This window comes from Mesorhizobium sp. M2A.F.Ca.ET.043.05.1.1 (assembly GCF_003952445.1).
Classification (GTDB): Bacteria; Pseudomonadota; Alphaproteobacteria; order Rhizobiales; family Rhizobiaceae; genus Mesorhizobium.
Window position 1 is genome coordinate 353,066 of sequence record NZ_CP034446.1, and the last position, 14,626, is coordinate 367,691.

The following is a 14,626-nucleotide window of genomic DNA, read 5'->3' on the forward strand; positions in this document are numbered from 1 at the left end:
GGCAGGAGGCAAGAGGGCGGTTGAGTGCTTCCCTTCTCCTCTTGCGGGAGAAGGTATCGCCGAAGGCGACGGATGAGGGCCGCTCCAGGGAAAGCGACGTCTCACTCCGCTGGAACACCCCTCATCCGTCTCGGCGCTGCACGCCGATCCACCTTCTCCCGCAAGGGGAGAAGGAAGAAGGCGCTACTGCCCCGGCCGGCCGGTCTTGCCCGGGCGCCGCTTTTGCCGGCGCTCGTCGGCCGGGTCCTCGTAGGAGCCGATGCCCGAACGCTGGCGGACGATGGGTTTGCTGGAAGCGTCGCGTTCCTTCGCGCCCCCCTCTGTCCTGCCGGACATCTCCCCCACAAGGGGGGAGATCGGCTTTGGTTTCGCCGGCACTTTTCCCTCGACGGGCTTTTCCGTCCGCCGCACCGTCATCTCGTCGAGCGAGTTCTTGCGGAACAACGGCTTGGTGCGGTCGCCGGGAATGCCGAAGTCGGAGCCATGCGCTTCCTGCGCCGTCTGCTTCTTGAACAGCGAGCGCGATACCGCGCCGGCGGGCGTCGCCATGTCCGTGCCGGGGCCCATGTCGTCGAGCGAGGGCTTGGCGAAGAGCGGCTTCTTCAACGGCACGGCGTCGTCGGCACCCATCTCGTCGAGATGCGGCTTGCGGAACATGTTGGGTCGGGCAGCCTTTGCCGCCTCCTCGGCAGCGCGGGCTTCGTCGAGCCTGCGGAAGCGCTCCTGTTCCTCGGCCGTCCGATGTTTGGCCACGCCCTTGTTGTGCTTGCCCTTCTCGCGGCCGGATGCGGGACTCTGGCTCTCCACCTCGCGCGCCAGCGGGTCGTCGGAGATCGCAAGCTCCATCTCGCGCAGCCGCTTGATCTCGTCGCGGACACGTGCCGCCTTCTCGAAATCGAGATTGGCGGCGGCATCGCGCATCTGCTTGTCGAGCGCCTCGAGATGCGTCTTCAAATTGTTGCCGATCATCGCGCCGGCATCGTCGGTGAACTGCGAGATGTCGGCGCGGACGTGGTCCTTCTCGTAGACCGAGTCGAGGATGTCGGCGATGCGCGACTTGACGGATTCCGGCGTGATGCCGTTGGCGGCGTTCCACTCCATCTGCTTCTCGCGGCGGCGGTTGGTCTCCGCCATCGCCCGCTCCATCGAGCCGGTGATCTGGTCGGCGTAGAGGATCACCTTGCCGTCGACATTGCGGGCGGCGCGGCCGATGGTCTGGATCAACGAGGTTTCCGAACGCAGGAACCCTTCCTTGTCGGCGTCGAGAATGGCGACGAAGCCGCATTCGGGAATGTCGAGGCCTTCGCGCAAAAGGTTGATGCCGACCAGCACGTCGAAGGCGCCGAGGCGGAGATCGCGCAGGATCTCGATGCGCTCCAGCGTGTCGATGTCGGAATGCATGTAGCGGACGCGAATGCCGTTCTCATGCAGATATTCGGTGAGGTCCTCGGCCATGCGCTTGGTGAGCACGGTGACCAGCGTGCGGTAGCCGAGCCTCGTCGTCTCGCGGATCTCGCCGACGACATCGTCGACCTGGCTCTTGGCCGGGCGCACCTCGACCGGCGGATCGATCAGGCCGGTCGGGCGGATGACCTGCTCGGCGAAGACGCCGCCCGACTGCTCAAGCTCCCAGCCGCCCGGTGTGGCCGAAACCGCGACTGAGAGCGGTCGCATGGCGTCCCATTCCTCGAAGCGCAGCGGCCGGTTGTCCATGCAGGAGGGCAGGCGGAATCCGTACTCCGCCAGCGTCGCCTTGCGGCGGAAGTCGCCGCGATACATGCCGCCGATCTGCGGTACGGTGACGTGACTTTCGTCGATGAAGATCAGCGCATTGTCCGGCACATATTCGAAGAGCGTCGGCGGCGGCTCGCCCGGAGCGCGGCCGGTGAGATAGCGCGAATAGTTCTCGATGCCGGCGCAGGAGCCGGTCGCCTCCAGCATCTCCAGGTCGAAGCGCGTGCGCTGCTCAAGCCGCTGCGCCTCCAGCAAGCGTCCAGCCTTTTCAAGCTCTTGCAGGCGATGCTTGAGCTCTTCCTTGATCGACTTGATGGCTTGATTCAAGGTCGGGCGCGGCGTCACATAGTGCGAGTTGGCGTAGATCTTGACGCTCTTCAGCTCGCCGGTCTTCTGTCCGGTCAGCGGATCGAATTCCGTGATGGACTCGATCTCGTCGCCGAACATCGAGATGCGCCAGGCGCGGTCTTCAAGGTGGGCGGGAAAGATCTCGATCGTGTCGCCGCGCACACGGAACGAGCCGCGCACGAAGTTGATGTCCTGGCGCTTGTATTGCTGGGCGACGAGGTCGGCGAGAAGCGAGCGCTGGTCGAGCCGGTCGCCGACCTGCATCTGGAAGGTCATCGCCGTGTAGGTCTCGACCGAGCCGATACCGTAGATGCAGGACACCGAAGCCACAATGATGACGTCGTCGCGCTCCAGCAGCGAGCGCGTCGCCGAGTGGCGCATTCGGTCGATCTGCTCGTTGATCGACGATTCCTTCTCGATATAGGTGTCGGTCCGGGGCACATACGCTTCGGGCTGGTAATAGTCGTAGTAGGAGACGAAATACTCGACCGCGTTCTCGGGGAAGAACTTCTTGAACTCGGCATAGAGCTGCGCGGCCAGCGTCTTGTTGGGCGCCAGGATCAGGGCAGGGCGCTGCGTTTCCTCGATCACCTTGGCCATGGTGAAGGTCTTGCCCGAGCCGGTGACGCCGAGCAGCACCTGGGTGCGATCGTTCCGCTCGACGCCCTCGACGAGGTCCTTGATCGCCGTCGGCTGGTCGCCGGCCGGCTCGAAGTCCGAGACCATCTTGATGGCAATGCCGCCTTCCGACTTTTCCGGCCGGGCCGGACGGTGCGGCGTCCAGAGCTGGCCGTCCTTGTGCAGCGGATTGCCGGATTCGATCAGCGCCGACAGCGCGGCTACGGTCGCGGTAACCCCGCTGGACGAAACCTGCTCTGCATCCTCCAGGCTGATGTCGAGTCCGGCCACCGGGTTGAGGCCGGCGGCGGCGCGCTCCTTGGCCGAGGCCGCGCCGCCCATTGAGGTGCCGCGCGCCGTCCGCCCGGGCGCCGAGGAGCGTTCGGGGATCTTCTTCGGGGCTTTCGCCTTCGGCTGCTTTTCCGCCTCGCGCTCGATCTGCCCGGCCCAATCGGAGATCGAGCCGGTCAGCGGCGCGCCGGTGAAGTCGGCCTGCGGCGCCTCGGCGAAGCCGCCGGGATTCAGCGGCTCGGCGGCGTCGAGGAATTCGGTCAGCGGGCTGCGCCGCTTCGGCGCGCCGTCTTGCGAAGGCGTCTTCTTGTCAGGATGTCTGGCCATGACCCGAATATGGGTGGACTCGGCCGAAATGGAAAGGGCCGAGTGAAAGGGCGCCGGCCGGGCGCGGATGCTGCTGACAGAAGGCTGTCAGGAGAGGCGTCATGATCCGCTGAGAGAGGCTAACGCGGACCAGGTTCTTGGCGCCCGCCAGAGGGGGGAGAGGTGTCCGCGAAGCGGACGGAGAGGGGGCTTCGTAAGGCGGAAGCCCTTCTCTTCGAGGCGCTTTCGCCGCCCGAACCGGCGCTCCCGCTCCGTCTCGGCTTCGCCGAGCTACCTCTCCCCCATTTCATGGGGTGAGGAACCCAAGGCTTGCGACCCTTAATTGAACCACAGCGCAAACGTCAAAAAACCGGCGCCGCCGAACTCGCGCTGGATCTGGTCGAAATCGTTGCTGGTGAGGATCTTGCCGCTTTCGAGATAGGGCGCGATGCCGGGGCCGGTGATCGACAGAACTAGGTCGAAGGGTTTCGGCTCGTCGAAGAAGCGCTTCATGTTGATGCCCTTGCCGGCGATGCGGAAATGCGGCAGCAGCACGCGGCCTTCGAGAAGGTCCTCGGCCATGGTCAGCGTGGCGAGCCAAGCGGTTACCTGCTCCTGGCCGACGTCGAGGCCGGTGAGGGCATTGGCGCCTTTCTGCTGCGGCCCGGGCAGCCATTCGCGGTCGTTGTCGGTCTCGGCCAGGATCGCTTTCCAGTCCTCGCGCGACAGCCGGATCATCTCCAGCAGATGGCGTCGCGCGGCCTGCCGGCGTTCCGGCTCGATCACCGGCCAGTTGACGAGATGCACCAGCGAGATGAAGTCGGCGAAACGCCATTCCGAGGCGAACATGTTACCGCTCATGCCACCGTCCAGCGGCACCAGCGCGTCCTGCAGCGGCAGTTTGGCGCGCGGGAACAGCATGTGGAAAGAGCCATCGAACATGGCCTTGAAATCATGCGCCAGCCAGAAATCGGCCTGCGCCATCAGGAACTCCGCATAGCCTTGCAGCCAGAAACCGTCCGCGCGGTCGAAGCGGAAGGTGAGCGAGGGCGCGGCAGCGCTCGTGTCGACGCTGCCGCGTGAGAGCGCTGCCATGATCGCGGCGAAGCTTTCGTCCGGCGCGATGGCGCCGTCCTCGTTGAGATCGATGCCAGCGCGGGTGAGGTCGACGACCATGCCGATGTCGGCGTTGGCCGGGACCGAGCCCAGCGTGGCGGCGGATTCTTCCAGCCGGTCGCGGAACGAGACCAGGATGGCGCGGAATTCCTCATAGGTCAGCGGCTGCGGGTTGGGATTGTCCGGCACGGGCAACTGCATCAGCGGCAGCATGAAGGATTTCGGGCTATCGAAGCCGTGGCGATGCAGGCCTCCGGCGAGGAGCTCGAGTGCGGTGAAGAATTCACCGGCGCCCGCCGCATAGGCCGAGGCCGGGTCCTTGGCCGCTGCCGCCTCCAGCGTCGACAGCGCCGCGTTCCGCTCGGCCATGCTCTTCGCCTCGAACAAGGACTTGGCTGCGTCCGGCATCTCCGCCCAGGCGAAGGACGCCGGCAGGAATGCAAACAAGGCTGCTGCAAGGATCGTTCTACGCATCGTCATCGCCCTCCACATGCGTCATGTCGCGAGCATACACGTATTTGGCTCGTGGCGTCGCCTAGCCCACGCCGATTGGCGGGCTGCTTTCGATACGGCGGCCGGCTTCAATCGGCCGGAAAGACAGTCTAGAGAAAGCAAAACTGGACCTGCCCGTGTCGAATTATCCGCTTTCCTACAAACTGTCCTGGTTGCCACGCCTGCTGAGACCCTCTCTCGGTGGCGACCGAAGCGGTTTTGTGGCGCCGGCGGCGAGGTTGATCGATCCGCCGCCGATGCAGACGGTGCGGCTGGCCTTTGTCGGCGACATTTCGGCGGTCGCCAACCGTGATGCGCCGGAATGCGATCCGGCGATCGTCACGCTGCTGTCCTCCGCCGACCTCGTGGTCGGCAATTGCGAAAGCCCGATCGTCGAACGGCCACGCGCGCTGGTGGCGACTTGGCTCGGCACGCATCATGCGATGAGCGAGTGGTTCCTGGCCGATGCGCTCGCAGCCGCCGGCATCGCGCGCGACAGGCTCGTTCTGTCCCTGGCCAACAACCACGTGCTCGATCAGGGCATAGCCGGTTTCGAGGAAACGCTTGCGGCGCTCGACCGGCTCGGGATCCGGAAGATCGGCCCGGTTGCCGGCGGACCTGTCCAGGGTCATGCCGCCGGATCGCTGACCATCGGCTTCGCGGCCTTTACGCTGTGGCGCAACACCGGCGCCGCGCCGTTCGAGGAACGGATCTCGATGCAGACCGCCGAATGGCCCCGCGACGCCATGTCCGGCGTCGACCTTACCTGCGCGGTGCCGCATTGGGATTGGGAGTTCCGGCATTTTCCGCGCAACGCGACGCGGGCGCTGGCGAGACAGCTGGCGGATAGGGGCGCCGGGCTGATCGTCGGCCATCATGCCCATGTCGTGCAGCCGGTCGAGCGCATCGGTGGCGGCGTCACCGCTTATGGGCTCGGCGATTTCCTCGGCACCGCATTGGCCAGGCCGCCATGGCCCGCACGCATCGGCTCGATATTCGTGGTCGACGTCAGCGCCGATCCGGCCACGCACGGTAGGATCGCCGCCTACCGGCAGCATTTCTTCATGCGACTGCGAGCAGGCAACCACGAGCGGCTGGTGCCGGTGGAGGCTCTAGGCGGCGCGCTCAAGCGGCGGGTTGCGGCGCGGCTGGAGACGGTTTTCCCGACTAGCTCCACCCGTCGCAAGCGCAGGCGACTTTCGCGCAAAAGCCGTTATCATAAGCCGATCTCAGTGGCGGCCGGGGTGGCCATGGAAGCAGCGGATTTCATGCCGAGCGAGGCGGTGATCGCGGGGATCAGGCGCGGCATCGAGGCGTATGAGGCGAAACGGGCGTCGGTTCAGAGACAGGTCCGCTGGCGGGTGCCGGTGTTTGTCGGCCTGGTCCTCGTGTTCGTCGCGCTGATAGCCTGGCTGTTCAACGCCGCCGCCGATCCGCACGAGCAATGGCTCTCGACGCCGCATGTCTTTCTCTATCTCGGCGGCATGATCGTCGCGTCGTTGCTCTATTTCCAGGCGCTGCGGCCGGCGACCCGGCTCCAGCAATCCTTCCGCGACACGCTGCTGCCGATGATCTTCGGCTTCGTGCGCGACGTGCGCTATCAGCACGGCGTGCGGCCGAACTCCTTCGACAGGATGCCGCGCGAAACCGTCGGGGCGTTCAACCGGCAAAGCTTCGACGACGTCATTTCCGGACGCTACGAGGATTTTCCCTTCGAGCTCTACGAGGCGAGGCTCTGGGAAGGCTCCGGCAAGAGCGAGACGATCGCCTTCAAGGGCGTCATTGTCGCGTTCGAGACCATCGAACCGTTCCCTGGAACGCTGGTCGCGGCGCGCAAGGCCGGCAAGGTGGCGCATTTCTTCCGCAGCATGTTCGCCTCCAAGATGCAGGAGCTTTCATCCGGCGTCGAAGACCTCGATGAGAGCTATGAATTCCGCACCGACAATGTCAAGGCGGCGCGGCCTCTGGTCACCGGCCGGATGGCGCAGGCGCTGACCTGGCTGCGCGAGACATGGCCCTACGACCAGGCGCGGGTGGCGCTCAGCGGCAGCGACGGCTTTCTGCTGATGCCGCGATCGAAGAACTTCTTCGAGCTGCCGGATATTGCGCAGCCGATCGACTACAACAGGCATGTCGCGCCGATGATCTCCGATCTCGGTGCGATGCTGGCGACGGCCGCGCTGGTGCGCAAGATCGGCGCGAAGGACGAGTCGGTTGGCTAGGCTTAGCAGTCGAAGCCGTACTTGGCGCGCATGTCGTCGGCTTCCTCCTTCGACATCCTTTTGAACATCACGCAGACAGTGAAGCTGCCGACCTGATGGCCGTTCCTGGTGTAGCCCCAGTCGGAAATGTCATCCCTGGTGAATTCGATGTTCTGGCCGAGCACGACGTTATGCACCTCGGCGGGCTGGTTCGACAGGATTCCGACAAATCCGGCTTCGGTGCGGCGGAAGGGCACGACCCAGAAATGCTCGGTGATATTGCCGTCCTTTACCTTCACCTTCAGCTTGAAGCGCGACGTGCCGGCCGGAGGGCTGTCGGCGAGCACGAGGAACTCGTCGAGGCTAGAAAGCGCCTGCTTTGTCGCGGCTGCCATTTCCGGATCGCCCGGAGCGAAAATGGTCACACGGTCGTCATTCGGATCGGTAGCCTGCGCGTCGGCGATCGCCGGCGCCAACACACAGATAAGACACAATGCGGCGCGAACAGCCAAGGTCATCGAAGGGCCCCCATTTTCGAAAGGCCGCTATCTTTCCGCATCGCGGGGATGTGATCAACCGGGTGTTGCAGAGTGACAACGTCAACCGTCTTCAAAAAATGATAAGCGCTACGTCGAAATTGCGCGGAGAGGACAGGACATGCGACTGAGAATTGCGGCTGCGGCGTTCGGCGCGATCATGCTTTGCGCCGGGGCTGTCCGTGCCGAAGACCCGAAGGCCTTCAAGCTGACCATCGATGGCGTGACCGTCGACATCGATCCGGGCGAGGATATCGATGTGAAGCTCCCCAGCGGCAAGACGAGCAAGGTGAGGCTCGAGCACAATGACTTCGCCACCTTTTCCGGCGGCACCTTCTCCTTCGTCCATCCAAGCAATTATTCGGTCACGAAGACCGATCTCGGCGACGGCATCGCCCAGTATCTGATGGCATCGGCGCTCGGCACCCTCGTCGTGGTGCAGAAATACGACGAGATGAACCCGGTCTCCCTCAACCAGCTGATGCTGCAGGAGATGACCAGGGAAACGGTCCAGGCAGGCGGGCAGCTGACACAGCAGCCGACGACCCGCAAGCTCGCCGACGGCAAGGAGCTGACCGGCCTCAAGGCCACCGTCAAGACGCGCACCGACAGGGCGGATTTCGAGATCGTCGGCTTCGGCACAGCCGGTCGGGGGCTGCTCTTCATCACGCGCATCGGCGACCAGGACAATGCGACCGAACAGCCTTTGATCGACAAGTTCTGGGACACTCTCAAGGTCAAGCTGTAAGGCGTGCCGATATTCAGGTGAGGCCGGCCTGACCTGAATTGGATGGGCTTACAGCCCAGTCAATCCGGCCAACCAGCTTGCCGAGCGCTTCGCCGCGTCCACCGTCGCGCCGGCGGCGCGGCTGAGATCGGTCTTGACCACGGCATAGCCGGCCTTGGTGCGGTAAAGCACGGCGCGGCCGCCATCGACCGACCCATCGAAGGCGACAGGCTTCGCGGCTTCCGTTTCGCTGGCCGTCACGGTTCCGCCCACTGGAACGCTTGGGCGGTGGTCGAGCTCGGTCGGCAGCGGGGCGATGGTTTCGACCACGCGGTTCCTGGGCTTCAGATCCGGCCTGGAGGCTTTCGCGGCAAGCTCGGAGGAAGAGGCCGAGCCCTTGACGCGGCAGATGCCCGAAACCAGCGGATAGTTGAAATTGCGCTGGTGCAGCATCTGGCTCTTCATCGCCGCTTCGCAGTCGGCGATCGTCGCCCATTTGGCCGGCGTCTCGCCGATATATTCGCAGAGCTTCGCGTCGCAGTCGCAGCCGACAATGGTCATGGCGACAAGGGCGGTCTTGATCACGGTCTTGTCCCTTCGAAATCGCTCCCATTCCCCACTTGCATCAATCCATGCCGAACAAGGCGGGATTTGGCCGCGATTGTGAAATGTGGATGACGGGAGGTTTCCGAAGATTGCTCACGCGGCGACTGTGACCAAAATGCCTCAGGCAGACTTGGCTAGCCCAAAAAGACAGTCGGCGCTGGGATTTCTCCCAGCGCCTCCCTGTCAGATCAGGAACCGGTTGAGGCAGCAACTTCCGTAAAGTCGTCGCGCCAGGCCGGCCTTGATTTTGACGGTCCTGCCAGTCGCCGCCCGAAGGCAGCGCCCGTTCCAGACCACGCCGATCTCCACCCTTGCGGGCTTCGCCCAGCGTGCCATCGAAGGTTTTTCCCGGCCTTCATGGCAGCATCGGTCCGCCGTCGGCGTTGGCACGCTTTCCGCGGCACCCGTAGGTCTCGGCATCCGTCCCTCCAACAGGCGAACCTGCTCTCGTTCTGGGCCGTACGGGCCTCAGGAAATCCGCCTTGCGCTTTTGCCTTTCGGCTGGGGCGTTCAGTGGCCGCCTGAGATGGGTTGAATGTACGCCGGGTAAGCGGTTTGCGGAATGCCCACTCGCCTGTGGATAGCGGGATTATCGGGGACCGAGGGCAAAAGCCTCGGAATTCGGCGGCCGAACCCCCTAGACAGCCTCCCCCGCTTTTTTAGCGACCTTCGATGTTGGAGCCTTGTCGCGCCGCCCGGTCCGCGTTTGAATGTCGGCAAAAGAGTTTGGGTCGGCAAAAGACTTCGGCGCCAGCGCGGACTCCGCCGCGCATTTCGCGCGATGTGCCTCGGGGGAGGTCGGATTGAAAGTTGGGGTGGTTCTCAATCCGATTGCCGGAGGCGGCAGGCTCAAGCGGCACTGGGCGGAGGTGGCAGCCTCGCTCAAGACGAATTTCGGCGATTTCGACCTGCGCGAGACGCAAGCCGCCGGCGACGCCGAGCGGCTGGCGATCGACCTTGCCGCCGGCGGATGCGACCTGGTGATCGCGGCCGGCGGCGACGGCACCGCCAGCGAGGTGGCCGACGGGCTGCTGCAGGTGCAATCCGAGACAGGTCATGAAAGCGCGCTTGGACTTTTGCCCTGCGGCACAGGCATAGACTTCGCGCGCGGGCTTGGCCTGCCGCGCGGCATCGATGCCACGCTGAAACGGATCGCCGATACCAAGGCGCGAAAAGTCGACGCCGGGCGGGTCTGCTACATCGACGATCATGGCAAGCTGGCCAGCCGCCACTTCATCAACATCGCCAGCCTCGGCCTGTCCGGCGCGACGGATCGCGCCGTCAATGCCGACAAGCGCAAGGGCAGGGTCTCGGCCAAGGCGCTGTTCTTCTGGCGCACGGTGCTGGAGTTCGTCCGCTACCGCTTCCAGGACGTCCGGATCACCATCGACGACGGCGAGCCGGTCGAGGCGCGTATGGCGCTGGTGGCGGTTGCCAACGGCAAATTCTTCGGCGGCGGCATGATGATCGCGCCGGACGCCGAGCTAGCGGACGGCCTGTTCGACATCGTCATCCTGCGCGCAGCCGGCAAGCTCGGCCTGATAAGAGACATCCGCCTGCTCTATGGCGGGCGGCACCGTAACCATCCGGCGATCACGATCCTGCGCGGCCGCAAGGTGCTGGTCGAGCCGCTGGGTGATGCCGAGAAGAATGGCGCGCTGGTTGATATAGACGGCGAGTCGCCCGGGCGGATTCCGGCAACGTTCGAGATCCTGGCCGGCGCGCTGACCTTGAGAGGTTGAATCAACTGGCTGAGGGTTTGATTCGGCCGAAGTGGTCAGGTGATTGAAATAGCTGGCTAAATTATTGCCGGATTACAGTTCGAGCTTGGCCGGGAAGCCTGGCGCGCGAAGCTCCGTGCCGACCGCATCCTCGAGCAGCTTGACGATCTGGGTCGACCAGGCGTCGCCGCCATAGGCACGCTTGCCTTCCTCGAAGATCGCGTTGACGCGTGTTGCCAGATCGAGCGGCGCGCCGAAATCCCGGCCCATGGCCAGCGCGAAGCCGAGGTCCTTCAGCGCCAGGTCCATGGTGAAGCCGATATCGTAGGAGCCGTTGAGCACCAGTTGGCTTTCGGTCTCGTGGACGAAGCTGTTGCCGGAAGAGGCGACGATGGCATGATACGCTTGGGCGAGGTCTAGCCCGCCCTGCTTGGCCAGCATTAGCGCCTCGCCGGCGGCGACCAGATGGATGAAGGCCAGCATGTTGGTGATGACCTTGATCACCGCCGCCGAGCCCACCGGTCCCATCAGGAAGGATCTTGCGCACATCGCCTCGATGGCCGGCCGGTGGCGTTCGTAGAGCGCTGCGTCACCGCCGACGAGCGCGGTGATCTTGCCCACAGCGGCCAGATGCACGCCGCCGGTGACCGGACATTCCAGCGTCTCGATGCCCTTTGCCGAAGCAAGCGCGGCGAGCCGCAAGATCTCATCGCGGCCGTTGGTCGACATCTCGATCCAGGTGCCATCCTTAGGCAGGCCCTTAAGCAATCCGTCCGGGCCGGCGAGCACCGCTTCGCTGACCTTGGGCGAGGGCAGGCAGGTGATCGCATTGCCGGCGCGGGCGGCGGCCTCGGCGGGGCTCGCCGCCGCCGTGGCGCCGAGCGCGACGAGGCGCTCGATCGCCGCCGGGTCGCGATCGACGACGGTGACGGCAAAGCCGTGGCGCAACAGGCTGGCGGCAAGGTTGCCGCCGAGATGGCCAAGGCCAATGAAGGCGTAAGCGAGGGTCACGGCATCAACGGCGTCTGCATCATCTGCAAATGCAGGTCCTTGCCGCTATAGGGATGCGCGTCGCAGACTTCCTCGTTGAGTTCGACGCCGAGGCCGGGCTCCTTCGGCGGGATGACATTGCCGTCCTGCCACTCGATCTTTTTCTTGAGCAGGGTGGCGTGAAAACCGTCCCACTGTTTCAGCGATTCCAGGATGAGGAAGTTGGGCAGCGTCACCGCGAGCTGGATGTTGGCGGCGCCGACGATCGGGCCACAATAGCAGTGCGGCGCCACCTGGATGTGATAGGCCTCGGCCATGGCGGCGATCTTCTTGGTTTCGAGGATGCCGCCGGAGCGGCCGAGGTCGGGCTGCAGGATGGTCGCGGCGCGATTTTCGATGACGCGGGCGAACTCGAATTTCGTCGTCAGCCGCTCGCCCGTGGCGATCGGAATCGAGGTGCCGCGGGCGACCTGCGCCATCACCTCGGGCATATCCGGCGGCACCGGCTCCTCGAACCACAGCGGATCGTAAGGCTCGATGGCGCGGGCGAGGCGCAGCGCGCCCGAAGCGGTGAACTGGCCGTGCGTGCCGAACAGGATGTCGGCCCTGTTACCGACGGCTTCGCGGATCGCCTTGATCATGCGCGCCGAGAGGTCGATGTCGATGAGGCGCGGCTGGTGGCCGTCATAGGCGGTGTAGGGCCCAGCCGGGTCGAGCTTCACGGCGTTGAAGCCCTGTTCGACATATTCGAGCGCGCAGGCGGCAGCCAGGTCGGGGTCGTTGTAGACGTTCTGGCCGCGCGCATCTTCCGAGTGAACGCTGCCGCTGTGCGGATAGAGATAGGTGTAGGAGCGCAGCGTCTCATGCACCTGGCCGCCAAGCAGCTTGTAGACCGGCTTGTCCGCCTCCTTGCCGATGATATCCCAGCAGGCCATTTCGAGCGCCGAGAAGCAGCCCATGCCGGAGACGTCCGGGCGCTGGGTGAAGCCGGACGAATAGACGCGGCGGAACAGATTTTCGAGATCGTGCGGGTCGCGGCCGACGAGGTAGCGTTCGGCCATGTCCTCGATCATCCTGGCGGTGACATGGGCCGAGAAGGTGGCGTTGTAGGCTTCGCCATAGCCGACGACGCCGCCGTCGGTGGTGAGCTTGACGAAGATGAAATACTTGCCGCCGATGCCGGGTGGCGGGTTGCCGACAACCCAGGTCCTCACGTCGGTGATTTTCATTTCTGATCCTCCAGAACCAGGTCGGCGCCTTTCCATCCTGTCAGGATCGAGGCGGCGTTGGTATTGCCCGTGATGTTGTCGGGGAAAATCGAAGCGTCGATGACGCGCAAGCCCTCGAGCCCATGCATCTTGAGTCGCGGATCGACGACGGCGCGTGATGCATCCGGCCCCATGCGGCAGGTTGAGACTGGGTGATAGACCGTGCCCGAGCGCTTCCTGAAATCCTGGATCAGGTCGGCGTCCGACTTTATCGACGGGCCGGGCAGCACCTCTTCCTCGATGACCTCGGCCATGGCCGGCATCGCGGCGATCCTGCGCACGAACTTCACCGCGGCCAGCATCTCGTCGACATCGGCATTGGTCGAATAGGCGTTGGCCGTGATCCTCGGGTAGTCGCGCGGATTGCTCGAGCGGATCATGATCTCGCCGCGGCTCGATGGCCGGCAGTTGGACAGGCCGATCGAGAAGCCCGGCCAGGGGTCGGGCGTCAGGATCGGGCGCTCGCCGCTCTTCGGAATGACGGTCGAGAAGGCTTGGAAATAAAGCTGCATGTTCGGCCGCGCCATCGACGGATCGGTGCGGAAGAAGCCGCCGGCATTGTTCATCGACAGCGACAGCGGTCCGGAGCGCAAGAGGATGTATTGCATGCCGACCAGCAGCTTGCCCCACCATGGGCGCAGGATCTGGTTGAGCGTCGGCAGCTTGCCTTTGAACGTGTAGTTGATGCCGACATGGTCCTGCAGATTGGCGCCGACATTGTCGTTGGCGTGGACCACCGAAATGCCGAGATTGCCAAGCAGCGCCGCGGGGCCGACGCCGGACAGCTGCAGCAGCTGCGGCGAGTTGATCGAGCCGCCCGAGAGGATCACCTCGCGGCCAGCGCGGACGGTTTTGGTCTCGCCGTTCTGCTCATATTCGACGCCGACGGCGCGCTTGCCCTCGAACAGGATTCTTGTCGCCAGCGCGTTTGTCTCGACGCGAACGTTGGGGCGTTTCATCGCCGGCCGCAGGAAGGCGCGGGCGGCCGACATGCGGCGGCCGTTCCTGGTCGTGATCTGGTAGACGCCGACGCCTTCCTGGGAGGCGCCGTTGAAGTCCGGATTGAGCGGCAGCCCGGCCTGCTCGGCGGCGGCAAGATAGCGCTTGGTCAGCGGGTGCACCGCGCGCGAACAATCGGTGATGTGCAGCGGTCCGCCGACGCCGCGCCATTGGTCGGCGCCGGCCGCATTGTCCTCCATTGCCTTGAAGGAGGGCAGCAGATCGTCATAGCCCCAGCCCGGATTGCCGGCGGCGGCCCAGGCGTCGAAATCCTCGCGCGCGCCGCGGATGAAGACCATGGCGTTGATCGAGCTCGAGCCGCCGAGCAGCTTGCCGCGCGGCCAGTGGTCCGCATTGCCGGCGAGACCTGGGTCCGGCTCGGCCTTGTAGTTCCAGTTGACGGCCGGGTCGAAGAAGGTCTTGCCGTAGCCGAGCGGCATCTGGACGTAGAAGCGCCGGTCGGTCCCGCCGGCCTCCAGCACCAGCACCGAGAAGCGGCCCGAAGCCGACAATTTGTCGGCCACGACCGAACCGGCCGAGCCGGAGCCGACGATGATGAAATCATAAGTCTGCATGATAGGCGGGCGCGCTCCGAAATTCGCGGCCTAGCCTAGACATTGCCGGCTCGCGGCGTCGCCGTGGCTTCCGGCATGGCTTGTGAAAAAAGCGACTG

10 protein-coding genes and 1 pseudogene are annotated in these 14,626 nt (G+C 64.8%); 4 read left to right on the top strand and 7 right to left on the bottom strand.

The features are described 5' to 3' along the window. Window positions 1-183: 183 nt before the first annotated feature. Together uvrB and EJ069_RS01685 are read right to left on the bottom strand one after the other, a co-directional pair. Window positions 184-3,318 (bottom strand): excinuclease ABC subunit UvrB, encoded by a 3,135-nt coding sequence (uvrB, locus tag EJ069_RS01680; protein WP_126059785.1) that lies wholly within the window; start codon window positions 3,316-3,318, stop codon window positions 184-186. A 318-nt stretch (window positions 3,319-3,636) separates the two neighbouring features. Continuing rightward, window positions 3,637-4,893, bottom strand: coding sequence for a hypothetical protein (locus EJ069_RS01685; protein ID WP_126059786.1), 1,257 nt, complete (start codon window positions 4,891-4,893; stop codon window positions 3,637-3,639). 149 nt (window positions 4,894-5,042) lie between these two features. Here EJ069_RS01685 and EJ069_RS01690 point away from each other — a divergent pair. Together EJ069_RS01690 and EJ069_RS33880 are read left to right on the top strand one after the other, a co-directional pair. Then, window positions 5,043-6,071, top strand: a pseudogene (locus EJ069_RS01690) (CapA family protein); the annotation flags it as partial. A gap of 468 nt (window positions 6,072-6,539) precedes the next feature. Next, window positions 6,540-7,127 (top strand): DUF3137 domain-containing protein, encoded by a 588-nt coding sequence (locus tag EJ069_RS33880; RefSeq protein ID WP_348639383.1) that lies wholly within the window; start codon window positions 6,540-6,542, stop codon window positions 7,125-7,127. A gap of 2 nt (window positions 7,128-7,129) precedes the next feature. Here the strand turns inward: EJ069_RS33880 and EJ069_RS01700 are convergent, their stop codons facing one another. Beyond that, complete coding sequence (locus tag EJ069_RS01700; protein ID WP_126059787.1) at window positions 7,130-7,624, bottom strand: DUF2314 domain-containing protein; 495 nt, start codon at window positions 7,622-7,624, stop codon at window positions 7,130-7,132. 139 nt (window positions 7,625-7,763) lie between these two features. Between EJ069_RS01700 and EJ069_RS01705 the strand changes: the two genes are divergently transcribed. Next, complete coding sequence (locus EJ069_RS01705) at window positions 7,764-8,390, top strand: hypothetical protein (protein ID WP_126059788.1); 627 nt, start codon at window positions 7,764-7,766, stop codon at window positions 8,388-8,390. 48 nt (window positions 8,391-8,438) lie between these two features. On the opposite strand, the gene EJ069_RS01710 is transcribed toward EJ069_RS01705, so the two are convergent. After that, window positions 8,439-8,954: a hypothetical protein gene (locus EJ069_RS01710; protein ID WP_126059789.1), complete on the bottom strand. Its 516-nt coding sequence runs from the start codon at window positions 8,952-8,954 to the stop codon at window positions 8,439-8,441. Between the two features lie 824 nt (window positions 8,955-9,778). Between EJ069_RS01710 and EJ069_RS01715 the strand changes: the two genes are divergently transcribed. Beyond that, window positions 9,779-10,717: a diacylglycerol kinase family protein gene (locus EJ069_RS01715; RefSeq protein WP_126059790.1), complete on the top strand. Its 939-nt coding sequence runs from the start codon at window positions 9,779-9,781 to the stop codon at window positions 10,715-10,717. Window positions 10,718-10,789: 72 nt separating this feature from the next. Here the strand turns inward: EJ069_RS01715 and EJ069_RS01720 are convergent, their stop codons facing one another. From EJ069_RS01720 to EJ069_RS01730, 3 genes are read right to left on the bottom strand one after another with little or no spacing between them, the layout of a single operon-like run. Further along, the gene (locus tag EJ069_RS01720) at window positions 10,790-11,707 is read right to left on the bottom strand and encodes an NAD(P)-dependent oxidoreductase (protein WP_126059791.1); all 918 of its coding nucleotides are present in this window, start codon (window positions 11,705-11,707) and stop codon (window positions 10,790-10,792) included. Beyond that, the gene (locus EJ069_RS01725) at window positions 11,704-12,915 is read right to left on the bottom strand and encodes a mandelate racemase/muconate lactonizing enzyme family protein (RefSeq protein ID WP_126059792.1); all 1,212 of its coding nucleotides are present in this window, start codon (window positions 12,913-12,915) and stop codon (window positions 11,704-11,706) included. Before EJ069_RS01725 ends, EJ069_RS01720 begins: the two co-directional genes overlap by 4 nt. Next, window positions 12,912-14,528, bottom strand: a complete 1,617-nt coding sequence (locus EJ069_RS01730; RefSeq protein WP_126059793.1) for a GMC family oxidoreductase N-terminal domain-containing protein — start codon at window positions 14,526-14,528, stop codon at window positions 12,912-12,914. Before EJ069_RS01730 ends, EJ069_RS01725 begins: the two co-directional genes overlap by 4 nt. Window positions 14,529-14,626: the final 98 nt, after the last annotated feature.